This is a genomic window from Variovorax sp. LG9.2 (genome assembly GCF_035018885.1).
Taxonomy (GTDB): domain Bacteria; phylum Pseudomonadota; class Gammaproteobacteria; order Burkholderiales; family Burkholderiaceae_C; genus Variovorax.
The window spans coordinates 1-23,393 of sequence record NZ_JASJXB010000032.1; the positions used below are offsets into that span (position 1 = coordinate 1).

Consider the following 23,393-nt stretch of genomic DNA (forward strand, 5'->3'; position numbering starts at 1 on the left):
TTGCCGTGGTCGACGTGACCGATGGTGCCCACGTTCACGTGGGGCTTGGTACGGGCGAATTTTCCTTTTGCCATTTTCTCGACTCCGAAAAAAAAGATATCAACGTATCTACGCGAGCTGCAAACCAGGCGCTGCAACCCCAAAACTGGTGCCCTTTGCGGGAATCGGACCCGCGACCTCCCCCTTACCAAGGGGGTGCTCTACCACTGAGCCAAAAGGGCCTGTACAAACCAACGCATTCCTGCGGCGATCCGGAATTTCTGGAGCGGGAGACGGGAATCGGACCCGCGTCATCAGCTTGGAAGGCTGGGGTTCTACCATTGAACTACTCCCGCATCGGGAGCCATCAGCGCACCCCAAATGCCCGTTTCTCACGGTGCCAAACGCCCTTGAAAATCCATTTCGTCGCTGGTGGAGAGGGCTGGATTCGAACCAGCGTACTCGTAAGAGGGCAGATTTACAGTCTGCTGCCATTAACCACTCGGCCACCTCTCCGGCGAACCGCGGAATATAGCATGGTTCGGAGGCGCTTTCGAGTTCCTTGCGCACCAAGAGCGCCTAAATCCCGGCGCGTCCACCGGACACGGAACGCTGCGCCTCTCGCCAGGCACGTGCCTGACTGAAATGCCCGCAGCCGATAAACGGCAGGGGCGGCCGCAGTGCCGACAGCGGAGACGGATGGTTCGCCGTCAGCACCTTGTGGCGCTGCATGTCGATCAACACCCGCTTGCTCTGCGCATGTGCACCCCACAGCATGAACATCGCCGGATCGTTGCCGGCGCCGACATGGCGAATGACAGCGTCGGTCAAGATTTCCCAGCCGCGACCCGCATGACTGGCAGGCTGCGCTTCTTCGACCGTGAGGCAGGTGTTCAGCAGCAGCACACCCTTTTTAGCCCACTCGACCAGGCTGCCCCCAGGCTCGGGAAACGGTGGCGGGGGTGTACCGACATCACGCTCCAGTTCCTTGAAGATATTGCGCAGCGACGGCGGCACCCTGACGCCCGGCGCCACGGAAAACGCCAGCCCCTCCGCCTGGCCGCGACCGTGGTACGGGTCTTGTCCGAGGACGACGATGCGCACTTCCTCAGGGGGTGTGAGCTCCAGCGCGCGGAGCGGGCGCGGCGGAAAGATGACTGCACCAGCGGCCAGTCGCGCTTGCAAAAAGCCCAAAAGCTTTTGACCCGCTGCGCTCGCAAAAAACGTGTCGACGAGCGGCTGCCAGCCGGGAGCCACAGGCCAGTCCGCCGGATCGGCGCGCGTCAATTGACCATATGGCGCGCGGCTCACTTGAACAAATCGGCGAGCGCCTCGCCTGGCTCTTTGGCGCGCATGAACGCTTCGCCGACCAAAAAGGCCTGAACCCCTGCAGCGCGCAGAGCGGCCACGTCGTCCCGCGTCGCAATGCCGGATTCGGTAACCAGCAACCGATCGGCTGGCAGCCTGGGCAGCAGATCGATCGTGGTCTGGATCGACACCTCGAAGTTGCGCAGATTGCGGTTGTTGACGCCGACGAGCGGCGTCTTGAGCCTGAGCGCACGGTCTAACTCCACCGCATCGTGCACTTCCACCAGTACCGCCATGCCGAGCCCCAGCGCGATCGCCTCGAAGTCTTTCATCTGCGCATCGTCGAGCACCGATGCGATCAGCAGGATGGCATCGGCGCCGATCGCGCGCGACTCGTAGATCTGCCACTCATCGACCATGAAATCCTTCCGCAACACCGGCAGGTCGCAAGACGCCCGTGCCTGCTTCAGGTAGTCGATCTCGCCCTTGAAAAATTGCCTGTCCGTGAGCACTGAAAGGCAGGCCGCGCTGACGCTGCCCGCTGTGCCGTCGCCCTCGGCATAACTTTGCGCGATGTCGGCCGGAATGAAGTCTTCGCGAATGATGCCTTTGCTCGGACTCGCCTTCTTGACCTCGGCGATCACCGCCGCCTGGCCCGCTGCGATCTTTGCGCGCATCGCGCCGACGAAATCGCGCGTCAGCACGCGGCTCTCGGCGTCGAAGCGAATGCGCTCGAGCGGCGTACGGCGCTTTGCAGCGGCCACTTCTTCGTGCTTGACCGTAACGATCTTGTTCAGGATGTCGGCGGACATGTCAGTGCGCTCCCGCGGTGTTCATGGCTGCCGTGTTCGTCGCTGAGACAAACTCGGCCAGCTTGGCCTTGGCCGCGCCCGATTCGATCACCGCACGCGAACGCTCCACGCCAGCCAGCACCGAATCGACGACGTTCGCTGCATACAGCGCGGCGCCGGCGTTCAGCACGACGATGTCACGCGCCGCGCCGGGCGCGTTGTCGAGCACGCTGAGCAACATCGCCTTTGACTCGTCGGGCGTCTCCACGCGCAATGCGCGGTTGCTCGACATCGCGAAACCGAAATCTTCCGGATGCAACTCGTACTCGCGGATCTCACCGTTTTTCAGTTCACCGACCAACGTCGAGGCGCCCAGCGAAATCTCGTCCATGCCGTCGCGGCCATAAACCACCAGTGCGTGCTCGGTCCCGAGCCGCTGCAGCGCTCGCACCTGGATGCCGACCAGGTCGGCATGGAACACGCCCATCAGCATGTTGGGTGCGCCGGCAGGGTTGGTCAGTGGGCCCAGGATGTTGAAGATGGTCTTGATGCCGAGTTCCTTGCGCACCGGCGCAACGTTCTTCATCGCCGGATGATGGTTAGGCGCGAACATGAAACCGATGCCGACCTCCTCGATGCACTTCGCGATCTGCTCGGGCTTCAGGTTGATGTTGACGCCCAGCGACTCCAGCACGTCGGCGCTGCCCGACTTGCTCGACACGCTGCGGCCGCCGTGCTTGCTCACCTTGGCGCCAGCCGCGGCCGCGACGAACATCGAGCAGGTCGAGATGTTGAAGGTGTGCGAGCCGTCACCGCCGGTGCCGACGATGTCGACCAGATGCTTGGTGTCCTTTACCGTCACCTTGGTCGACACCTCTCGCATCACTTGTGCGGCAGCGGTGATCTCGCCGATGGTTTCCTTCTTGACGCGCAGGCCCGTGATGAGCGCGGCCATCATCACGGGCGAACACTCGCCGCTCATGATGAGCCGCACGATGTGCAGCATCTCGTCGTGAAACACCTCGCGATGTTCGATGGTCCGTTGCAATGCTTCTTGCGGAGTGATCATGTCGTGTCTCTTGGATTTTTGATTCAGGCGTTGAAGAAGACACGGATGGCAGTCACTGCACGATCGACGCCCGCCGCATCCACATCGAGGTGCGTGACGAAGCGCAGCCGGTACAAGCCCATCGTGTGAACGCCTTGCGCGTTCAACGCGGCCAGCAACTCGGCCGAGCGTTCTTTGACAGCACCGGTGAGATCGACGAAAACCATATTGGTCTGCGGCGCCTCGACCATGAGCCCGTCGATACCCGCCAGTCCTGCCGCAAGCCGCTTTGCCAGCGCGTGATCGTCGGCCAGCCGATCGATGTGATGGTCGAGCGCATGCGATGCGGCTGCAGCCAGAAAGCCGGACTGCCGCATACCACCACCGGCCATTTTGCGAATACGGTGAGCGCTCGCAATGAGCTCGCGCGAGCCGCACAACGCAGAGCCGATCGGTGCGCCGAGGCCCTTGCTGAAGCACACCGACACGCTGTCGAAGCACTGCGCGATACGCCGTGCCTCGACGCGAACATCGCCACCGCCCCGGGCAGCCTGCGCCACCGCCGCATTGAACAACCGCGCGCCATCGAGGTGCCGCTGCAATCCTTTGGCCTTGGCCAGATCGGTCGTGGCCTGCACATAGTCGAACGGCAAGAGCTTGCCGCCCAGCGTGTTCTCCAGCGCCAGCAGCCTTGTGCGCGCAAAGTGCGCATCGTCGGGCTTGATGGCGGCTTCGATCGCACTGATCGGCAAGGTGCCATCGGCCGCATGGTCGAGCGGCTGCGGCTGCACGCTGCCGAACACCGCGGCACCTCCGCCTTCCCAGCGATACGCATGCGCCTGCTGGCCGACGATGTACTCGTCACCGCGACCGCAGTGCGACAGGATCGCGCAGAGGTTGCTTTGCGTGCCGGTCGGTACAAACAGGGCCGCTTCGAAGCCGAGCATGTCGGCGATCTTTTCCTGCAGTGCGTTGACGCTGGGGTCGGCGCCGAAGACGTCGTCGCCCAACGGTGCCGCGGCCATGGCAGCGCGCATCGCAGAGGTCGGCTGGGTGACGGTGTCGCTGCGCAGGTCGACTGTTTTCAGGGCGGTCAAGGCGGTCACTCCAGGAAGTTCTTGAGCATGGCGTGGCCGTGCTCTGTCAGGATCGATTCGGGATGGAACTGCACACCTTCGATGCGAACATCGTGCGCAAAAGCGGTATGGCGCACACCCATGATTTCGCCGTCGTCGGTCCAGGCGGTGACTGCCAGATCGGCCGGACAGCTGTCGCGCTCGATGGCCAGCGAGTGGTAGCGATTCACCGTGAATTTCCCCGGCAGGCCGGCGAAGACACCCTCGCGTGTGGTCGTGATCTGGCTCGTCTTGCCATGCATCAGTTGCTGCGCGCGGACGATCTTGCCGCCGAAGGCCGCGCCGATGGCCTGGTGCCCGAGGCACACGCCCAAGATCGGCAGCCTGCCCGCGAAAGCTTCGATGGCTGCCACCGATACACCAGCTTCGGCCGGCGAGCAGGGCCCCGGCGACACCACCAGCCGCGTGATACCCGCCGCCACACGCTCGCCGATCTGCGCCACCGTGATCTCGTCGTTGCGCACCACATCGACCTCCGCCCCCAGCTCACCTAAATACTGGACGATGTTGTAGGTGAACGAATCGTAGTTGTCGATCATCAGGACTCTTATGGCTTGGTTCATAGCCTGCGTCATGGCTTGCCGACGATCCGATGGACACCCTTGACGACAGGGAACACATTGAAGTTGATCAACAGCGCCAGCTTGAGCCCCGACAAGCGCAGCGCTGCCATCACTTGCGCGCGATGCAGGTCGGTCAGCAACTCGGCCGCCTTCAACTCGACGACGACCGACTGCTCGACGACGAATCCTGCGCGGTACACGTCGCCGAGTGGCCGGCCCTTGTACATCGCGCCGAAAGGCACATTGCGGACAAAACCGATCTCGCGTTCGGCGAGTTCGATTTCCAGCGCAGCGGCGTAAGCGCTTTCGAGCAGCCCCGTGCCCAGCACGCGCTGCACCTCGACGGCGGCGCCGATGATCTCGTGCGAGAAGTCGTTCTGTGCGTTCTGTAGTTCGACGGCAGTCATTCCAATCCCTCTTCGACAAGTTCGGCCGCACGCAGCAGCGCGCGCGCCTTGGCTTCGGTTTCTTTCCATTCCAGCTCGGGCACGGAGTCGGCAACGACACCCGCCGCCGCCTGCACGTGCAACACCTGGTTCTTGATGATGCCGGTGCGGATGGTGATGGCCACATCCATGTCGCCGGCGTAGCTGATGTAGCCGCACGCACCGCCATAGATGCCGCGCTTGACGGGCTCCAGCTGGTCGATGACTTCCATCGCGTGCACCTTGGGCGCGCCGGTCAGCGTGCCGGCCGGAAAGGTCGCCTTCAGCACATCGATGGCGGTCATGCCGTCTTTCAGCGTGCCTTCGACGTTGCTCACGATGTGCATCACATGGCTGTAGCGCTCGACGGCAAAAGCCTCGGTCACCTTCACCGTGCCGATCTTCGCGATGCGGCCGATGTCGTTGCGCGCCAGGTCGATCAGCATCACGTGCTCGGCGCGCTCTTTCGGGTCGTTGAGGAGCTCGACTTCGGCGGCCTTGTCGAGCTCGGCCGACGCGCCGCGCGGACGCGTGCCCGCGAGCGGACGGATCGTCACTTTCTGCTCGCCGTTCGGCATGTTCTCCTGCCGCACCAGGATCTCCGGCGACGCGGCCACCACGTGGAAATCGCCCAGGTCGTAATAGAACATGTAGGGCGACGGGTTCATCGAGCGCAACGCGCGGTACAGTGACAGCGGTGACTCGGTGTAGCGCTTGCTGATGCGCTGGCCGATCTGTACCTGCATGAATTCGCCGCCGGCAATCATCTCCTTGGCGCTCTCCACTGCTGCCAGATAGTCTGCCTTGGCGAACGATCGCTCGGCTGGATGCGCCTGCGTCGGCTTCACCTGCGGCGCGCTGACCGAGTACTTCAACTGGTCGCGCAACTCGCGCAGGCGGCGCTTGGCGATGGTGTACGCCTCGGGCCGCGTCGGGTCTGCGTAGACGATCAGATAGAGCTTGCCCGAAAGGTTGTCGATGACGGCCAACTCTTCGCACTGCAGCAACATGATGTCGGGGCAGCCGAGCGTGTCGGGTGGGCAGCTGGCTTCGAGTTTCTTCTCGATGTGGCGCACCGCGTCGTATCCAAAGTAGCCAGCCAGCCCGCCGCAGAAGCGCGGCAGCCCTGGCCGCAGCGCGACCTTGAAGCGCTTCTGGTACGCATCGATGAAGTCCAGCGGATTGCCTTCGGCAGTTTCGACGACTTGCCCGTCGGTCACGACTTCCGTACGCGCTGCGGCGCCGAAGCCGCTGGCCCGGATCAACGTGCGCGCCGGCAGGCCGATGAAGCTGTAGCGCCCGAAGCGCTCGCCGCCCACCACGGATTCCAGCAAAAAGCTGTATTTGCCGCCGTCTTTGGTGTGTGCCAGCTTGAGGTAGAGCGAGAGCGGAGTTTCGAGGTCTGCGAAGGCCTCCACCATCAGCGGTATGCGGTTGTAGCCCTGCGCGCTGAGGCTTTTGAATTCGAGTTCGGTGATCACAGGTTCGTTCTCCGTTGCCTCACGACGCGTCGTCGGTCGATTTCGGCAAATCAGTCTTCATGGGGGTGACCCAAGTGCGTGGCGTGCGTTTCGGGTCCGCGGGGGCGCGACAAGTGTCGCGCCGATCAGTCAGATGGCGCCGTGCGGGCTACGCCAGGGCCAGGCTCCCCGACGGCCCTGACCGGTCTGAATGATGTGATGAACGAACATGTGACCGCGAGTTTAGCAGCGGCCTTTCGCGCTGCAAGCGGCCGGCATGTCGTACTTTTGCCTGCGCGGGGTTCTACGGACGCCGCTGACGCAAGACCGACCGAAAATCCAGTTACACAAAAGAACATCCGCGTTCTGGATGGAAAAAGGAGAACTGAAATGCCCACACGATTTAGTCAACGCATCGCGGCAACGCTGTTGTCGCTGGTCGCCGTCAGCACCGCCTGCGCGATCAGCACGGCCAATGCGGCGACCGTCGATGTTTCCGGCGTCAAGCTCGAAGACAGCGTCAGCCTGAAAGGCGAGACCCTACAGCTGAATGGCGCGGGCATTCGCTTCAAGGCGATCTTCAAGGTCTACACCGCCGGCCTGTACCTGGGCAAGAAGGCCGGAACGCCTGAAGAGGTGCTGGCAGCCACCGGTTCCAAGCGCGTGACCATCACGATGCTGCGCGACATCGATGCCAATGAGCTGGGCAAACTTTTCACACGCGGCGTCGAAGACAACTCACCGCGCGCGGAGTTCTCGCAGCTCATTCCGGGCCTGCTTCGCATGGGCCAGATGTTCGCCGACCAGAAGACGCTGAAGACCGGCGACACCTTCACGATCGACTGGATTCCTGGCACGGGCACGGTCATCACGGTCAGAGGCGCGATGCAGGGTGATCCGATCAAGGAAGTGGCGTTCTTCAACGCCCTGGTACGCATCTGGCTCGGCCCGTCGCCTGCGGACTACCGGCTCAAAGACGCGCTGCTCGGCCGCAGCAGCTGACCACGATTCGTCTAACGCGGGAGCTCAGGCTTCCGCCAGCGTTTGCGCAGCGACGACCGCCTCGGTCCGGTTGCGCACGTTCAGCGCCCGAAAGATCGCTGCCAGGTGAATCTTGACCGTGCCTTCGCTGATGCCGAGCGCGCGCCCGATCAACTTGTTCGGCTTGCCCTGCGACAGCAGTTGCAGCACTTCGACCTGCCGCTCGGTCAGCACGTTGCGCAGATGGTCGAGCGTGTGGGCCGCAGCTGGGGTCGCGACGCGCGCGGCCGCCTCCACTGCCGGCACGCCCGCCACGATGCCGGGCGGCAGGGCCGACAGCATCATCGGTGGCACATAGACACCACCGGCCAGCACCAGCCGCACCGCCGACAACATCACCTCGGGCGAATACGCCTTCGGAATAAAGCCCAGCACACCGTGCGCGAGCGCGGTCCGCATGATGGCCGGATCTTCGTAGCCAGACAGCACGATCACCGGCACGGCCGGATGGCGACGCCGCATCTCGTCGATGTGCGCATGGCCGTCGGCGCCAGGCATGTTGAGGTCGATCACGGCCAGGTCGAGGTCGTCCGAAGCCCCGGCGAGTAACTCGTCGACGCTCATGGCCAGCACGAACTCGATGCCCGGCTCGAGTTCCGCCAACTTGGCCTTGACCGCCTCGATGACGAGCCGGTGGTCGTCGGCGATCAGGATTTTCATGACTAGTTCCGCGCTTTGATGGACCAGTCTTGAAGATAGCGGCCTTCGGCGTGCGCGGCAAGCGGCTTGCGCCGAGCGGACGGCATAGTCCCCACGGGATATGGTGCTGCGCGGCGCGGCTCGAAAGAATCGTCTCAACACCCGAGGGACGAGACATGGGCATGTGCGTCTTCATCCACTGCTGACGCGGGCAATCGATGGCGCGCCTGCTCGATCAGTTCTCCGCCCTTTTCTCGTACGGCCTGGCGATCGACGCCGTCGACCCCTTGCGCGCCGGCGTTGCCGAGCCGACCACCCGCGCCGATGCACAGGCACAAGCACGCCGGCTGCTCGCAGAGGCGCGACTGGCAGCAACGGCAGGCGGCGCCCCACCCGCGCAGGTCGAATCGGCCGCCTTCGCGATGGTCGCGTGGCTCGACGAAATTTTCGCGCGGCAGCGCCGCTGGACCGACGCTGCCCCACCGCTGCAGGCGCAGCTCTTCAATTCCAGCAACGCACACAGCGAGTTCTTTCATCACCTCTCCGGCCTGCAGGCAGGCGACGATGCGGTGCGCGAGGTGTATTGGTACGCGCTGGCCAACGGCTTTACCGGCCAGTACTACTTCGAGGCCGGCGACGGCGGCGAGCTCGGCAAGCTCAAGGACTTGCACGGCCGCCAGTTGCCGGTGGTACCGGCCGCTATCGCCACGCTGGCGAAGGACCGCATCACGCCGCAGCCTTACGCCCAGCTCCGCACAGTGCCGCCGCGCGACCCGGAGCGGCGCGAGCGCGCGCTCCTGCGTGCGGTCGTCGCCGGCGCAGTGCTCGTCCCGTTGATGGCGCTGTTGTGGCTGCTGCTGGCCGGGCCTCGGCAGACCGCCGCCAGCGCCGAGCAGCGGCTCGATCAGCAACTGCGCAGCTACGCATGTGCCGACCTGCAAGCGAGCTGGGGCGTGACCGGCGCCGTCGGTGCCTTCAGCGCGTTGCACATCAGCGGCTTCGTTCCGCTGGTCGACGACATCGCCAAGGTCGAACGCGAGGTGCGCGCCATGCCCGGCATGTCGTCCGCCACCTTCGACTTGCGGCTGCGCGTGTGGCCGCATTGCGAGGTCGTCGCCATCCTGAAGCCGTACCAGACCCGAAACCGCGACAAGACGTTCGACCTCAAAGTGACGGCGCCATCGGCACACGATGGCCGGCTGCGCGAGGGCGATGCCGTGCGCATCGAAGTGACCGCACCGCACTACGAGGGCAATGTGCGGGTCGACTACTACACGGCCGACGGCGCGGTGCAGCATCTGAGCGGCGCGGGAGAGCCGACGCGTTTCGTCGCTGGGCAGCGACTGGTGTTCGGCAAGGACATCCCTTCGAGCTGGCTGGTGAACCCGCCCTTCGGCACCGTGATGGTGGTCGCGCTGGCGTCGCCCTCTCCGTTTCCCGAGGCGCCGGACCGCCCGCCTTTCGAGCTGGCATCGGCGTATCTGCTCAAGCTGCGTGAGGCGCTCGCCGCCAACAAGGGCGGCGACCGGCTGATCGCGGAATTCCTCTTCCTGGAGACCGCGGAACGATGACTGCCACCCCCGCCGTGACCGTGCTGACCCAGCTCCCGCTCGTGTTCTGGCTGCTGGTGGCCGTCTGCATCGGCGGGGCGACAGCGCTGTGGTGGCGCATCACGGGCCGGCGCCGAGTGGCGCGGTGCCGTGATTTGCAGCGGCAGCTCACGCTCTGCGGCCCTGCCGAATCGCCGGCCGAACAGGCCACGCTCGACGGCCTGGGCGACGCACCGCGGCAGGCCCGACAGTCCTCGGTGCGTTCGACCGGCGGTCGCGCAACGTTGTATCGCACGCCCTGGTTTCTATTCCTCGGCGATGCGGCTGCCGATGTGCCACGCCTGCTCGATGCAGCGAGTGCTTCGGCGGGCGACGCCGACACAGTCCGGCCCTTCTGGCACTTCTGGCAGTGGCACGCACTGCCATCGATGGTCGCCATCGGAATCGATCCGCAGGTGCTGCAGCGAGCGAACCCCGCACGCGTACGGCGCTCGTGGTACCGGGCGTTGCTGGTGCTGGTGCAGGAGCGGCCACGCCTGCCGCTGAACGGCATCGTCGTTTGCGTCAGCGCGAGCAGCCTGTTGCCAGCGACAACGGGAGCGGCCGGAACAACGGAAGAGTCATCGGCTATGCGCATGCGCCGCCTGATCGACGAAGCCGCCGAACACCTGCATCTGCGACTGCCGATCTACCTCGTGGTCACCGGTCTCGAGAAACTGAACGGCTACGACACGCTGCGCTCGTCGTTGTCGAAAGACGTGCTGACGCAGGTGATCGGTTATCGCTGGTCGGGCATTGCGGGCGCCGGTGCGGCGGCCAGCGTCCGCGCCGACGAGCGCGCGACCGAAGCCTTCGACTCGATCATCGAGGGGCTGGATGCATTGCGCATGGCGCTGCTGCGGCAAACGAGCACGCCGGCAGATCGCTTGGCGATTCATGCGTTCGTCGAACAGGTGCGCGCGATGCAACCAGGGTTGCGTCAGCTGGCCGACGCGCTGTTCGGTCGCATCAAGGACCAGCGTCGCCCGCAACGCTGGCGCGGGCTGTACCTCACCGGCTCGACGCCTTCGGGCGCGGACGCATCGGGCGCGGCCTTTGCAGCGGATCTGTTCGAGCGCTTCCTGCCGGCCGACCAGCCGCTGGCGCGCTTCGATGCCTAGATCACTTCCGGCTCACTTCGGATCGATGGTGATCTGACGCGCTCCGAAGGTCGCCGTCATCACCAGCGGCTTGCCGACCTGCAGCACCTTGATCTCACGCCAGCGCGCGCGCTCGAGGTCGCGATACGCCGCCATCACGCCGATGACCTTGACGTCTGCGGCCAACGTCATTTCGAGCTTCTTGCTCTCGCCAGGTCGCAGCAAAACTTCTTCGCGCTGCGCCATTTCAGCGCCGAGCGTGGCCTGGTCTTTTTCGAACAGCGAGAAGAAGTCGGCGCTCTCGAAAGGTCCCGGAGACTTGAGTGCATACACCCGAACCGTGAGCGGCGACGGGCGCAGGCGCGCATCTGGATTGGCGTCGGGGCCTGCAGTCAACGTCATGGAGACCTGCGTCACCACCGGCTTGGGCGGAGGAGGAGGTGCGCTGCAACCGGCGAGCGCGAGGCCCGCGAGCAACACGCCCGATGCGGTCATGCGGCGCCGCAGGGTCGCTATGGAAAACCGACCATAGGGCAAACGGTGTGTACCAGGCGATCGCATGCTATTCCCTTCGTTGCATTGACCCGTTCATAGGCATCTTTGATTATCACCAGTCAACTCGAACAGGCAACATGCTGACCCCCGAACTCGTCGAAGCGCTGCAACGCCCCATCAACGAAGCCTCTCCTTGCGGCGACGATCTGGAGTACGACCCGGCGTTCACGGCATTGGCATCGCTGGCGCAAGGCAAGGCGGAGCAGCAGTTCGGCGACACCGTCATTCCAGCCGTCGAGCCCGACTGGCGGCAGGTCGCCGAACAGGCCGATGCGGTGTTGCGACGATCGAAGGACGTGCGCGCCGCGATGCTGCTGCTGCGCGCCGCCACGCGACTCGACGGCATGCCGGGATTCGCGGCGGGCCTCGGCTTGCTGACCGGCTTGCTCGACACGTACTGGGACGGCATACATCCAAAGCTGGATGCCGACGACGACAACGATCCGACGATGCGCCTCAACGCGCTGATGCCACTCACCGACGATGCGATGGTGCTGCGCGACTTGTACGACGCGCGAGTCGGCGTAGCGCGCGGTGTCGGTGCCATTCGCGTGCGCGACATCGCGATCGCGCACAGCCTGATCGGCGCCGCAGGGGGCGAGCCCACGTATTCGACTGCGCAGATCCAGGGTGCGCTCGAAGAGATTCATGCGGAGCATCCGGCCGCCCTGCAATCGCTGCTCGAGGTACGCGCGACGATCGCGGCCTTGCACGAGCTGCTCGGCGTACGCACTGGCCGTCACGACGCCGTCGATATGGACGGCTTGCGCAGCCTGGGCAATCTGCTCCACAAGGTTGCAGCGAGTGCGGTCGGGTCGCCAGTGCAGGCTGAAGCCGACGTCGCGCCAGCAACGGAAGCCGAAACCGCCGCGTCCGGAACTGCCGCATCGCCGGCTGTAGCGCGCGGCGAAATCACGACGCGGCAAGACGCGCTGCACATGCTCGACCGTGTCATCAGCTACCTCATACAGGCCGAACCCGGCAACCCGGCGCCGCTGCTCATCGAGCGCGCCAAGAAGCTCATCGGCGTCGACTTCTTCGAAATCATGGCCAACCTCGCGCCCAACGCGATGGACACCATCGAGACCGTCACCGGCAAGCGGCCGAGTTCCGATTAGCTCCCTTCCCTTTTCAACGACCCGCACACCATCCGCAAGGAGATTTCCATGTCCAAGAGCAGTCAGAAATTCATCGCCCGCAACCGGGCACCCCGGGTCCAGATCGAGTACGACGTGGAGCTCTATGGCGCCGAAAAGAAGGTGCAGTTGCCCTTCGTGATGGGTGTGCTGGCCGATCTGTCCGGCAAGCCCGCCGACCCGCTGGCACCAGTGGGCGATCGCAAGTTCCTGGAGTTCGACACCGACAACTTCGACACGCGCATGAAGGCCATGAAACCACGCGCCGCGTTCTCGGTGCCCAACACGCTCACCGGCGAAGGTGACCTCAAGGTCGACATCACCTTCGAGAACATGGACGACTTTTCGCCAGCCGCCATCGCCAAGAAAGTCGACTCGCTCAAAAAACTGCTTGAAGCCCGCACGCAACTGTCGAACCTCGTCACCTACATGGATGGCAAGGGCGGCGCCGAAGACCTGCTGGCCAAGGTGCTCGAAGACCCGGCCCTGCTGGCCACGCTGGCCGCGACGAAGAAGCCTGAGGACAGCGCGCCTGCTGCCTGAGCAACGCCTTACCCATTCAACGGACAACGAGGAGAAAGCACCATGGCAGAAGCACTTGAACAAGGCGCGCTGAAAGATGTCGCGTTTGCCGGCAGCGATTTTTCGTCGCTGCTGCAAAAGGAATTCAAGCCGCGCAGCGACGAGGCCAAGAGTGCCGTCGAAGCCGCCGTGCTCACACTCGCGCAACAGGCACTGAGCAACAGCACCGTCATCGGCAAGGACGTGACCAAGTCGATCCAGGCCATGATCGCCGCGATAGACGCCAAGCTCACTGCGCAGGTCAATCAGATCCTGCACAACGACGAGTTTCAAAAGCTCGAGAGTGCCTGGCGCGGCCTGCACTACATGGTGAACAACACCGAGTCGGACGAGTTCCTCAAGATCCGGGTGATGGACATCTCCAAGAAGGAACTGCACAAGAACCTGAAGAAATTCAAGGGCGCGGCCTGGGACCAGAGCCCGATGTTCAAGAAGGTCTACGAAGAGGAATACGGCCAGTTCGGCGGCGAGCCCTTCGGCGCCATCGTGGGCGACTATCACTTCGACCAGAGCCCGCCCGATGTGGAACTGCTCGGCGAAATGGCGAAGATCGCTGCGTCGGCGCACGCGCCCTTCATCACCGGCGCCAGTTCGAACCTCCTGCAAATGGAGTCGTGGCAGGAGCTCGCGAACCCGCGCGACCTCACCAAGATTTTCGGCACGCCCGAGTACGCCGGCTGGCGCTCGCTGCGCGACTCCGACGACTCCAAGTACCTTGGCCTGTGCATGCCGCGCTTCCTCGCGCGCACGCCTTATGGCGCCAAGACCAATCCGATCGAAGAGTTCGACTTCGAGGAAGACGTTGCCGGCGCCGACCACAACAAGTACGCATGGGCCAATGCGGCTTATGCGATGGCGACCAACATCAATCGCTCGTACAAGCTCTATGGCTGGGGCTCGCGGATTCGCGGCATCGAATCGGGCGGCGCGGTCGAGAACCTGCCGCTCCACACTTTTCCGAGCGACGACGGCGGCGTCGACCAGAAGTGCCCGACAGAAATCGCCATCGGCGACCGGCGCGAAGCCGAATTGTCGAAGGCCGGCTTGCTGTCCCTCATCCACCGCAAGAACTCGGACTTTGCCGCATTCATCGGTGCGCAGTCTTTGCACAAGCCTGCGGAGTACGACGACCCGGATGCAACCGCCAACGCCAACCTGGCCGCGCGCCTGCCTTACCTGTTTGCCTGCAACCGCTTTGCGCACTACCTGAAATGCATCGTGCGCGACAAGGTCGGCAGCTTTAAGGAGAAGTCGGACATGGAGCGCTGGCTCAACAAATGGATCATGAACTACGTGGATGGCGACCCGGCCAACTCCTCGGAAGAAACCAAGTCGCAAAAGCCCCTGGCCGCGGCCGAGGTGGTGGTCGAAGAGATCGAAGGCAATCCCGGTTACTACAGCTCCAAGTTCTTCTTGCGGCCGCATTACCAGCTCGAAGGACTCACCGTTTCATTGCGCCTGGTCTCCAAGCTTCCCTCCGCCAAAGGGGCCAAATAAATTTGTCGCGAGTCTTTGAATTCAGGGACTTGAGGTCGTTATCCCTGTAGCTGCGTCGGCACGGAAGTCGATCTGTTTCTCACAACACAACTGAAAGGTGACCATCATGGCTGTAGACATGTTTATCAAGATCGAAGGCGTAGAAGGCGAGTCGTCCGACGACAAGCACAAGAAGGAAATCGATGTCATGTCCTGGAGTTGGGGCGCCAGCCAGTCGGGCACCAGCCACATGGGCGGCGGCGGCGGCAGCGGCAAGGTTTCCGTTCAAGACTTTTCCTTTACCAAGTACATCGACGCGAGTTCCCATGCGCTGCTGCTGGCGTGCTGCAACGGCGAGCACATCAAGGAGGCGGTGTTCGTGGTGCGCAAGGCCGGCAAAGAACCGCTCGAGTACATCAAGCTCACCTTGAGCAACCTGATCGTCGCGCATGTCGCCACCGGCGGCAGCGGTGGCGAGGACCGCCTCACCGAAAACATCTCGCTGAACTTTTCGAAATTCAAGTTCGAATACGTTCCGCAAAAGGCCGACGGCACGGGCGATGCCGCCAAAACGGCGGGCTGGGACATCGCGGCGAACAAGAAGGTTTGAGTCGCAGAGGTTCAAGTCGCAAAGCCGTCCCGCACCGAGGAAGACGCCATGGCAACACTGAATCAGAAGATCTTGCAGTGGGCCAGCGGCCACGTCGGCAAGAGCGTGGGGGCCGGCGAATGCTGGGACCTCGCGGAAAGCGCTTTGAAGAAGGCAGGGGCCGGCGCATCGTCGGATTTCGGCGGGCCCACGGACAGCGATGCCGACTACGTATGGGGCGACGAGGTCGACCTGAAAGACGTGCTGCCCGGTGACGTGCTCCAGTACCGCGACTACGAGATGACGAAGACGACCACCACCACCGTTACCTTCGCGGACGGACTGGAGTCCGAAGACGCCGTCGAGACGACGATCGGGCATCCGCACCACACGTCGATCGTGAGCAAGAACACCGGCGCCGGTGAGTTGACCGTTCTCGAACAGAACGACAAGGGCCACCACGAAAAAGTGAAGGCCAGCGTGATCCGCTGGAAGGATGCACCGATCAAAGAGACGAGCACCCGGAAGTCGATGAAGCGATCCGATAACGGCAAGATGGAACTGGCGACGGTGAAGGTGACAGTGGACGTGAGCGTCACCGGCACGATCACGGCCTACCGCCCCAAGGCGCCTTGATGCGACACGCCACAAGGACCTGTCGCAACGCGGCAGCGTGGCGGTGACCGCCGCCCTCTGGAGAGTCGCCCCGGGCACGGGCCTCAGCTTGCGTCGGGCTGGTCCGCAACGACCGGCATGCGGCGCGTGTCTTCGTCGTCCTCACGTAACCAGACGGCCAGGGCCGTGTAGTTGTCGTGCCCCGGCTTGGCGCGCACCTTGATCTGCTGGTCGAGCAACTCGACCCACTGGCTCGGGTTGCGCGAGGCCTGCAGCGTTTCGAGCAGGCACTCGTCGCCGAGCGGCTCCCACACGCCGTCACTGCACATCAGCAGAACGTCGCCGGGCGCCAGCGGCATCGACGCGGACACGCTGATCTCCGGCGCCTCGTCGATGGAGCCGAGCGCCGACAACAGCATGTTGCGTTGTGGATGCAGCCGCGCGCCCTCTTCGTCGATCATGCCGCCGGCCACCATCTGCTGCACCAGGCTGTGATCGGTGGTGCGCGCCACCAATGCGCCCGCGCGAAACAGATACGCCCGGCTGTCGCCGCTGTGCGCCCAGGCCAGTTGATCGTGGTGCAGGTCGATGACCGCGAGCACCACGGTCGAGCGCATCGCCGCCAGCTTGCCGCCCTCGGCCTGGCGCGCGACGACGTCGAGATTGGCGCGCTCCAGCAGTGCGCGCAATGCGTCGCTGCCGATCGATGGTGCCGCAGCGAAGCCGCCGAGCACGCTGCTGCGCGTGGTGGCGGCCGCGACATCACCACCGCCATGGCCGCCTGCACCGTCGGCCACGAGGCACGCGACGAAGCGATCGTCGTGCCAATGCCCGTGCACGTCTTCGTTGTAGGGACGCCCGCCCTGTTTGGACAGCGTGACGATTTCGATTTCCAAACCGGATTCCTCTTGTCGTGGATTTGCTATGAATTTATACGGTGGCCCGGAGCCGCGCCATCTGGGCTTCGTAGGCTTCCAGAAATGCCTTGCCGAACAGGCTGTGAAAGTCGTCTTCGGCCTCGGCTGCGATGCCGCCGTACAGCGCGACGAACTGGTCCCACAGCTTGGCTTTGCGGTTCGCAGCGAAGAGGCTGTCGAGCGCCGATTTGGCCGCGATCTTCTTTTCCAGTTCTTCCGGCGTGAAGCGACCGATGACATGCGCCAGCGCTGCCCGCATACCGACCATCACGCCGAACTGATGCGCGCGCAAATCGTCGAACGCATCGCGCATGGCGACCTCCGGTGGCATGAAGCCGCGCACGCCGTCACCCAGCAAATGCGCCAGCGCGACCTCGACCGTCGGTGAAAACTTGAGCGGATTGTTGGCCTGCGACGCGATCATCGTGACCTCGGCCCGCACTTCCCGCTTGAGCTCCTGGCGCGCCAGCAGCAGTTGCAGCGTGCCCTCGGTCGCACTGCGCAGGATGATGCCGATGCGCTCCATCAACTCCGGCGTGAGCGCCGGGGGCTCTTTGTGCAGGCCGCCCAGTCCGCGCAGCAGCGCGGCCAGCAGTTCAGCGTCGGAGGCGGCGTTGCCGACCGGCGAGCCGGTTTGGTCGTGGAACTGCGGCGCGGGTGCGTGCGGATGCGGAAGCGGACGCGCGGGCACCGGCACGGGCATCGCGGCATGCACCACTGCCACCGGCGGCGCATAGCCGAAGTTCCCGATCTGCACATGGTCGCTGCGCGGCGCCGCGGTCGGCTTCGCCTTGCCCTGCAACGCCGCGAACGGATCGGCATTGCTGGCAGTGTTGGGTTGCAGCAGCGGGTCGGCCAATGGAGACAACGCGAGCGGGTCGCCGCCCAGACCGCCACCGGTACCGAACAGGTCGTCGATGCCGGCAGCTTTGCCGGCCGGCCCCAGCCCCAAGTCGGAGAAATCGTCCAGAGCGCCCGGTGATCGATCTGCGGAGGAACTGCCTGGCGTAGCACCAGATCGAGCGCTCGAGTCCGGCCCGAGCAGGTCGGCGAACGGATCGGCACCGGTCGGGCCGCCGAGGCTCGGTCCGGATTCCAGCGGGTTGGCGAACAGCAGTGAATCGGTGGACGGGGAGGAAGGGAACGAAGGTGCGGCTGCCCGTGCGGGCGAAGGCACAGGTGAGGACGGTGAGGTCGGTGAGGTCGGCGCACCGAGCCCGGCCAGCAGGTCGGCGAACGGATCGTCGTCGTGCGCCGCCGCATTCGGCGCAGTGCCCAACAGCCCAAGGTCGTCGCCGAAACCGTTCCCCGCCGAAGCCGCCAGAGCCGCCGAGCCCGAAGATTGCTGCGCCTCGACCTTCAGCTCGAAGCCGCCGATCACCAGGCGATCGCCATCGGCCATCGGCACCTCGTTGCCGGCACCCAGCGACCGGCCGTTGCACAGCATCGGATTGCTGCCGCGATCGACGATGAAGAAGGCGTCGCCGCGGCACACGATCTGCGCATGCACCCGCGACACGGTGCGATCCGGGTCGTCGAGCACCAGCGTGTTGGTCGAAGCGCGCCCGATGGTGCCGCCCTCCGGCCCGAAACGCCCTTCGAGCGCGCGCCCGACGGGCCCGCCTTGATGTGAAACCACAACGACTCGAATCACGAACTCACTCCTGCTGCAATCTGTGAATGTCTGGCCTGGAACAGCATGGTGTCACGGCGACAGCAGCAACACCAGCGCCTGACTCGGCACGGCCCTTACACCGGGGCAGTTCGTGCTGTTTTGCAGCGACACACTGGTCAGGCGCGTGGCCGGCATACCCTGAAACAACACGGTGAACGCAGCCGTCAAATGCCGGCTCGGTCCCATCACCGTGCCTGAGGCCACGCCCATCACGACGCCGGCGTTGTCGCCGTTGGTCATGGGAATGCTGGTGCCCAGGTTGTGCGCCGGCATGCCCATGATGAGGATGGTCGGGCAGTTGGGGATGGCCATCGGGCCCATCGCGATGTTCGGGTAAGGAATCGGCAACGGCGACGGCGCAGCCGGCGTCATGCAGACATCGGGAAACCCCATGTCGGTGCCCATGAGCTGGCAGTTGGCGAACATGGCCGCGCCTTCAACCGAAGTGGATCTGGCCGCCGCGCGCCTTCACCAGGTTCTGTCCGTTGAGCAGCAGATGCTGGCCCGAAATGCGCGCCAGCTGCTCGGCCTCGCATTCGACATGCGTCGCCTGCACCCGGTCGATGCCATCGGTGGTGCGCAAGTGGTTGCGGCTGAAATGGGTGACGCGCTCGAACACGGTCGACAGCACGGAGCCGACCAGCTTCACCGCGGTGCCGATCACGTGCAGGTTCTTGCCAACGAGTTCGGCATCGTCGGCGGCGACACTGGCCTTGGCTGCGCGCAATGAAAAGACCTCGCTTTCGAGCGCGAGATGCGGCGCGGCCAAAGTCAGCGCGCCGCCGTCGACCGCGATGCGCGTCGGCCCGTGGCAGCGCAGCACGTTGGCCGTGCCCTCTTCACGCTGCAGCACAGCGAGCACCCAGACTTCGTCGGGCGCCACCAGCAAGCAGGCCACGGTGTCGCCAACGGCCGGTTCGAGCAGGCAACTCGCAGCGCGTCGGCCGCGTGCCTGCAGGCTGCCGCTGCTCACCGAAATTCCGTTCGCGTCAGCGGCGGTGATGACGCCGACACAACTCTGCGCAGGCGTCGGCGCAGCGTGGCGCACGGCCGTTCGGCGGCGCGGTTTCGAAACGACAGTGGCAGTCATAGGTATCTCCGGAAAGAGCATAAAGGTGGCGTCAGGCGCTTGCAGTCCAGCGTTCGGCACGCGCCAGTTCAGGGTCGGTTTCGAGCGCGCGGCTGCGGTCGGTCATCTGCGCTTCGTCGGTCCGTGCGCCGTGCAACGCGGCGCGAAACATCGTCGCCTGCCGCAAGTCGGCGCGACTGAGGTCGGCATGGCGAAAGTCGGCGTAGGTGAGTTCGGCACCGGCGAGGCTCGCATCGGCCAGGTTCGCGTTGGCGAAGTGGCATTGGTAGAGGTCGGCGCCATCGAAACGCGCCGACGGAAACTGCCCAGCCGTGAAGAGCGCCTGCCGGAGCTTGGCGTTGGAGAAATCGACGCCCTCGCCCTGCGCGCCGCAAAAGAGCGCATGCGGGCCGACCGCGTGGTTGAAGTGAGCGCCGTCCAGCACCGACCCCTGAAAGTTGCATTGCTTCAGCGAGACACCGGCAAAGTCGGCACCTGTCAGATCGGCGAATGAAAACTGGCAACCGTCGAGCACCAGACCCGCGAAGGACTTGCCGATCAGCGCGGTCTTGGTGAACACGGCACGCGTCATGCGCGCACCCGCCCAGGTGAGCTGCGCCAGGTCGCACTGCAGCACGCAGGTGTGCTTCCACTCGCTGTCGTCGGCATTCACGTCGATGAGCGAGCAGTCGGTGATCACCGCGGATTCGAGCGTGGCGCCGGCCAGGCTGGCGTGGTCGAGCCGGCAACGCGAAAACGTCGCCATGCCGAGCCATGCCGCAGCGAATTGCGCATGCGTCAACGTGCACTCGCTGAAGGTCGCGCCGTGCAGATGCGCGTTGCGAAAATCGGCATGCGCCAGCTCGCACTGGTTGAAGACCGCGCGCCGCAGATTGGCGCCGTTGAACATCGCGCCTTGCAGCTTGCAGCGGTCGAACACGCTTTCACGCGCGTCGGCTTCACGCCAGTCGCATTCGTCGAGCTGCGCCTGCGTGAAGACACCACCGCCGATGAAGATCTTCGCGAACTGGCCTTTGCGCAGGTCGAGACCGTCGATGGTCTCGCCCATGCTGACCGCCAGCGAAAGATGCTCGGCTTTCACAGTGGATGCGCGGACGCGTGCCGTGCCTGTTGTTCGGCCGTAAGGCGCGGCCAGCTGCGCACGCGCTCGAGCAATGCGCCGTCGAAGCGCACATCGGCATCGAGCCGGGCCCGCGAGATGTCGGCTCCGAAGAGGTTGGCGTCGCGCAGGTCAGCGCCGCGCAAATCCGCGTGCTGCAGCATGGCGTCTTTGAAGTTGACGCCTGCCAGGCGAGCACGGGTGAGCACCGCTTTGCGCAGCAACGCGCCCTCGGCGCTGGCCAGTCGCGCATCGCAGCCGGAGAGGCGGGCCGAGCCGAAGTTGGCGCCGGCCAGCCGGGCCTTGAGCAGCGACGCATCTCGCATGTCGACCTCGCCGAAGTTGGCTGCGAGCAAGCTGGCATGCGACAGGTCGGCGCCGACCAGCGAGCAGTCTTTGGTGAACACCGCGCCGTCGAGTTGCGCGCCGGCCAGCCGCACACCATCGAGCCGGCAACTGACGAAGCTCGCGCCCGGCAACCGCGCACCACGAAGGTCCACGCCGCTGAGGTTGCACTCGACGAGGGTCGCGCCCGCCAGGTTGGCTTCGCCGGCCTGCAGCCCCTGCATGTCGAGCTTGTAGAACAGATTGCCCGCGGCTTCGACGCCGGTCCAGTCGGCGTGGCCCCACGACGTGTTCAGCAGGTTGGCGTTGACTATGACGGCGCTGCGCAAGTGCGTGTCGGCCAGCGCGCAATGCATGAACACGGCACCTGCCAGTTGCGCCTGGTCGAAGACCGCGCCGGCCAGGCGAGCCCGGCCCAGGTTGGCGTAGCTGAAGTCGGTGCCGACCGCCAGCATGCGCTGCAGATCGGCATGCGCGAGCACCGCCCGCGTGAAGTTGGCGCCCGACAGGTTGGCGCCTTGCAGGTTCGCGCTTTCCAACCACGCATCGGTGAAGTCGACATTTCGCAGATCGAGCGCCGACAGGTCGGCCCCCGTCAGGTCGATGCCCGGAAAACTCCGCAGCCCGCGCGCCAGCATCCACTGCATCAGCGCGCGGCCGCGTGCCGCCACTTCGCCCTGCTGCGGATACGCGGGCGGCTGCAGATGCGCCGCCTGCAGGTAGCCGAGTCGCTCGGCGCCTTCGCGCTGCGCCAGCTTTTGCGCAACGGGACGACGGTCGAACACCAGGCCCGCAGCGCGCTGCGCATCCAGCGCGGCCAGATGCGCTTCGGCGTTGTAGTCGGGTGGTCCGCGGTGCACCAGCTTTGCCATATCGATCTTGCCGACCTCTTCGAGATCGAGCACGCGCTGAAGCTGATCGGCCATGTCGCTGATCGCGGCCCATTGCTGCGCCTGGGCTTCTTCCTGCTTGGCTTTGAGATAGGCCGGCAGCTCACCCATGCTGCGTCTGGGTTCAGGCGGCGCCAGGGTGAATGCGAGTGCGCCGGGGTCTTTGCCTTCGGCGGCCATCCTTTCGCGCGCGACGGCGATGTCCATCTCCGCACGGCGGCGCTGCGCTGCGCCCTGCAGGCCTTCCATCGCGAACGCCCGCTCGGCTTCGGTGGCTTCGGGGTCGGCGGTGTCGATGCCCTCGGGCAGCAGGTCGGCATCGTTCAATGCTTCAAGACCGCCGTGCTTCGGGTCGGCACGCCGGGCCAGCACATCGATGTAGTGCGCATCGGTCTTCGGCTCGCCGATGCGTTCGACCGCACCCAGCAATTGAAGGATGTCGGCACCGTCGTCCTCCGCGCATTCGGCCATGCCGTGGAACACCAGCACCATGCGCTCGGCATGCGGAAAGAACCACGCCGTGGTCAGGCGCATCGGCACTTCGCGCAGCTTGGTGGCAGCGCCGATCGCATAGTTGACGAAGGTGCGCACGCGCAGGCCCGGCAACCGGCCTTCGATCCGACGCTGCACCGGGTGCAGGTTGTCGAGCGCAAACGGTTCGTCGCCGCGCAACGGCGCATCGAACCACTGGTCGCTCGGGGCCATGTTGAAGTGCTTCCAATCGAGGTCCGGCGGAAAGCCCGGCGCATGGGCCTTGAGGTAGTCGGCGTCGTAGGTGCCACGGTAGGCGAGCCGCTGCGGGTGCAAGGTGTCGAGCGGGCCGTAGCCGGCCGGCACTACCTCGGACTGCGGCGACAGCATGCGCGATCCCGGCAGTTCGATGTTGGGCAGCAGGCGCACGCCGTTGACGGCCTGGCGGCCCTTGCCAAGCGGGTTCAGTGCGTAGTCGGCACCGCCATAGGCGTTGTGCCAGCCCAGCGCGATGCGCTCGGGCGCCGCGGCCACGGCACGCGGCCGGTCGCCTTCCCACCAGCGCTCACCGAAAGCCAGCAGCGTTTTCTCGACATGCCCGACGCGCACGCGCACCGCGCAGCCCGCGGCCTCCGACGGCTGCGGATAGGCATGGCCGTGCACCAGAAACTCGGGCGTGAGCTTGGCCACGCCCTCGTCGAGCAGCGGCAGCGCCATCTCGCGCGCTACAAAATTCCAGAGCGACTGCTCGCCCCACAAACGGCCGGCGCTGCCCTGAACGAAAGGCACGTGCAGATAGTGCGTGACGCACATGCCGTAGCGTTTTCGGTATTCGATCGCGCGGCTCGAAAACCCAAGCGACATGGGCTTGCAG

At 64.9% G+C, this 23,393-nt stretch carries 23 protein-coding genes, 3 tRNA genes and 1 pseudogene; 8 read left to right on the plus strand and 19 right to left on the minus strand.

Going from position 1 to position 23,393, the window contains the following annotated elements:
* The 11 genes and pseudogenes from QN413_RS22650 to trpE form a co-directional block, all read right to left on the minus strand.
* Positions 1 to 74, minus strand: a pseudogene (locus QN413_RS22650) (elongation factor Tu); the annotation flags it as partial.
* A 72-nt stretch (positions 75 to 146) separates the two neighbouring features.
* Positions 147 to 221: transfer RNA gene (locus QN413_RS22655), tRNA-Thr, on the minus strand.
* Positions 222 to 261: 40 nt separating this feature from the next.
* Positions 262 to 335, minus strand: a tRNA-Gly gene (locus QN413_RS22660).
* Positions 336 to 409: 74 nt separating this feature from the next.
* Positions 410 to 495, minus strand: a tRNA-Tyr gene (locus tag QN413_RS22665).
* 63 nt (positions 496 to 558) lie between these two features.
* Positions 559 to 1,290: a uracil-DNA glycosylase gene (locus tag QN413_RS22670; protein ID WP_323498854.1), complete on the minus strand. Its 732-nt coding sequence runs from the start codon at positions 1,288 to 1,290 to the stop codon at positions 559 to 561.
* Positions 1,287 to 2,099, minus strand: coding sequence for an indole-3-glycerol phosphate synthase TrpC (gene trpC, locus QN413_RS22675; protein WP_323498855.1), 813 nt, complete (start codon positions 2,097 to 2,099; stop codon positions 1,287 to 1,289). Before trpC ends, QN413_RS22670 begins: the two co-directional genes overlap by 4 nt.
* Before the next feature lies 1 nt (position 2,100).
* Entirely contained in the window at positions 2,101 to 3,147 is a 1,047-nt protein-coding gene (trpD, locus tag QN413_RS22680; RefSeq protein WP_323498856.1) for an anthranilate phosphoribosyltransferase, read from the minus strand.
* Between the two features lie 23 nt (positions 3,148 to 3,170).
* Complete coding sequence (gene ltaE, locus QN413_RS22685) at positions 3,171 to 4,214, minus strand: low-specificity L-threonine aldolase (RefSeq protein WP_416352227.1); 1,044 nt, start codon at positions 4,212 to 4,214, stop codon at positions 3,171 to 3,173.
* Positions 4,215 to 4,228: 14 nt separating this feature from the next.
* The gene (locus tag QN413_RS22690; RefSeq protein WP_323498897.1) at positions 4,229 to 4,813 is read right to left on the minus strand and encodes an aminodeoxychorismate/anthranilate synthase component II; all 585 of its coding nucleotides are present in this window, start codon (positions 4,811 to 4,813) and stop codon (positions 4,229 to 4,231) included.
* 20 nt (positions 4,814 to 4,833) lie between these two features.
* Positions 4,834 to 5,232 carry a GxxExxY protein gene (locus tag QN413_RS22695; RefSeq protein ID WP_323498858.1) on the minus strand — a complete coding sequence of 133 codons (399 nt, stop codon included), beginning with the start codon at positions 5,230 to 5,232 and terminating at the stop codon, positions 4,834 to 4,836.
* Positions 5,229 to 6,731 (minus strand): anthranilate synthase component I, encoded by a 1,503-nt coding sequence (gene trpE, locus QN413_RS22700; RefSeq protein ID WP_323498859.1) that lies wholly within the window; start codon positions 6,729 to 6,731, stop codon positions 5,229 to 5,231. Before trpE ends, QN413_RS22695 begins: the two co-directional genes overlap by 4 nt.
* A gap of 369 nt (positions 6,732 to 7,100) precedes the next feature.
* On the opposite strand from trpE, the gene QN413_RS22705 reads away from it, so the two are divergent.
* On the plus strand, positions 7,101 to 7,712 hold the full coding sequence (locus QN413_RS22705) for a chalcone isomerase family protein (protein ID WP_323498860.1): 612 nt from the start codon (positions 7,101 to 7,103) through the stop codon (positions 7,710 to 7,712).
* A gap of 24 nt (positions 7,713 to 7,736) precedes the next feature.
* On the opposite strand, the gene QN413_RS22710 is transcribed toward QN413_RS22705, so the two are convergent.
* Positions 7,737 to 8,411 carry a response regulator transcription factor gene (locus tag QN413_RS22710; RefSeq protein ID WP_323498861.1) on the minus strand — a complete coding sequence of 225 codons (675 nt, stop codon included), beginning with the start codon at positions 8,409 to 8,411 and terminating at the stop codon, positions 7,737 to 7,739.
* A gap of 197 nt (positions 8,412 to 8,608) precedes the next feature.
* Between QN413_RS22710 and QN413_RS22715 the strand changes: the two genes are divergently transcribed.
* Positions 8,609 to 9,961 carry a DotU family type IV/VI secretion system protein gene (locus QN413_RS22715; protein WP_323498862.1) on the plus strand — a complete coding sequence of 451 codons (1,353 nt, stop codon included), beginning with the start codon at positions 8,609 to 8,611 and terminating at the stop codon, positions 9,959 to 9,961.
* Entirely contained in the window at positions 9,958 to 11,100 is a 1,143-nt protein-coding gene (locus tag QN413_RS22720; RefSeq protein WP_323498863.1) for a type VI secretion system protein, read from the plus strand. The genes QN413_RS22715 and QN413_RS22720 overlap by 4 nt, the downstream gene beginning before the upstream one ends.
* Before the next feature lie 12 nt (positions 11,101 to 11,112).
* On the opposite strand, the gene tssJ is transcribed toward QN413_RS22720, so the two are convergent.
* Complete coding sequence (gene tssJ / locus QN413_RS22725) at positions 11,113 to 11,574, minus strand: type VI secretion system lipoprotein TssJ (protein ID WP_323498864.1); 462 nt, start codon at positions 11,572 to 11,574, stop codon at positions 11,113 to 11,115.
* 137 nt (positions 11,575 to 11,711) lie between these two features.
* On the opposite strand from tssJ, the gene tssA reads away from it, so the two are divergent.
* From tssA to QN413_RS22750, 5 genes are all read left to right on the plus strand, one after another.
* Positions 11,712 to 12,752, plus strand: coding sequence for a type VI secretion system protein TssA (gene tssA, locus QN413_RS22730; RefSeq protein WP_323498865.1), 1,041 nt, complete (start codon positions 11,712 to 11,714; stop codon positions 12,750 to 12,752).
* Between the two features lie 42 nt (positions 12,753 to 12,794).
* Positions 12,795 to 13,313: a type VI secretion system contractile sheath small subunit gene (gene tssB, locus QN413_RS22735; protein WP_222620457.1), complete on the plus strand. Its 519-nt coding sequence runs from the start codon at positions 12,795 to 12,797 to the stop codon at positions 13,311 to 13,313.
* 42 nt (positions 13,314 to 13,355) lie between these two features.
* Entirely contained in the window at positions 13,356 to 14,849 is a 1,494-nt protein-coding gene (gene tssC / locus QN413_RS22740; RefSeq protein WP_323498867.1) for a type VI secretion system contractile sheath large subunit, read from the plus strand.
* A gap of 106 nt (positions 14,850 to 14,955) precedes the next feature.
* Entirely contained in the window at positions 14,956 to 15,438 is a 483-nt protein-coding gene (locus QN413_RS22745; RefSeq protein WP_323498868.1) for a type VI secretion system tube protein Hcp, read from the plus strand.
* Positions 15,439 to 15,486: 48 nt separating this feature from the next.
* Entirely contained in the window at positions 15,487 to 16,053 is a 567-nt protein-coding gene (locus QN413_RS22750; RefSeq protein ID WP_323498869.1) for a hypothetical protein, read from the plus strand.
* An 83-nt stretch (positions 16,054 to 16,136) separates the two neighbouring features.
* Here the strand turns inward: QN413_RS22750 and QN413_RS22755 are convergent, their stop codons facing one another.
* Genes QN413_RS22755 through QN413_RS22780 form a run of 6 tightly spaced genes read right to left on the minus strand, consistent with a single transcriptional unit; the run spans position 16,137 to position 23,383 of the window.
* Positions 16,137 to 16,928, minus strand: a complete 792-nt coding sequence (locus tag QN413_RS22755) for a PP2C family serine/threonine-protein phosphatase (protein WP_323498870.1) — start codon at positions 16,926 to 16,928, stop codon at positions 16,137 to 16,139.
* A gap of 34 nt (positions 16,929 to 16,962) precedes the next feature.
* Positions 16,963 to 18,603, minus strand: a complete 1,641-nt coding sequence (gene tagH / locus QN413_RS22760) for a type VI secretion system-associated FHA domain protein TagH (protein WP_323498871.1) — start codon at positions 18,601 to 18,603, stop codon at positions 16,963 to 16,965.
* 51 nt (positions 18,604 to 18,654) lie between these two features.
* Positions 18,655 to 19,050 carry a DUF4150 domain-containing protein gene (locus QN413_RS22765; protein WP_187053293.1) on the minus strand — a complete coding sequence of 132 codons (396 nt, stop codon included), beginning with the start codon at positions 19,048 to 19,050 and terminating at the stop codon, positions 18,655 to 18,657.
* A 10-nt stretch (positions 19,051 to 19,060) separates the two neighbouring features.
* Positions 19,061 to 19,714, minus strand: a complete 654-nt coding sequence (locus tag QN413_RS22770) for a DUF3540 domain-containing protein (RefSeq protein WP_323498872.1) — start codon at positions 19,712 to 19,714, stop codon at positions 19,061 to 19,063.
* A 31-nt stretch (positions 19,715 to 19,745) separates the two neighbouring features.
* Complete coding sequence (locus QN413_RS22775) at positions 19,746 to 20,762, minus strand: pentapeptide repeat-containing protein (protein ID WP_323498873.1); 1,017 nt, start codon at positions 20,760 to 20,762, stop codon at positions 19,746 to 19,748.
* 29 nt (positions 20,763 to 20,791) lie between these two features.
* Positions 20,792 to 23,383, minus strand: a complete 2,592-nt coding sequence (locus QN413_RS22780; RefSeq protein WP_323498874.1) for a DUF2169 family type VI secretion system accessory protein — start codon at positions 23,381 to 23,383, stop codon at positions 20,792 to 20,794.
* Positions 23,384 to 23,393 lie beyond the last annotated feature (10 nt).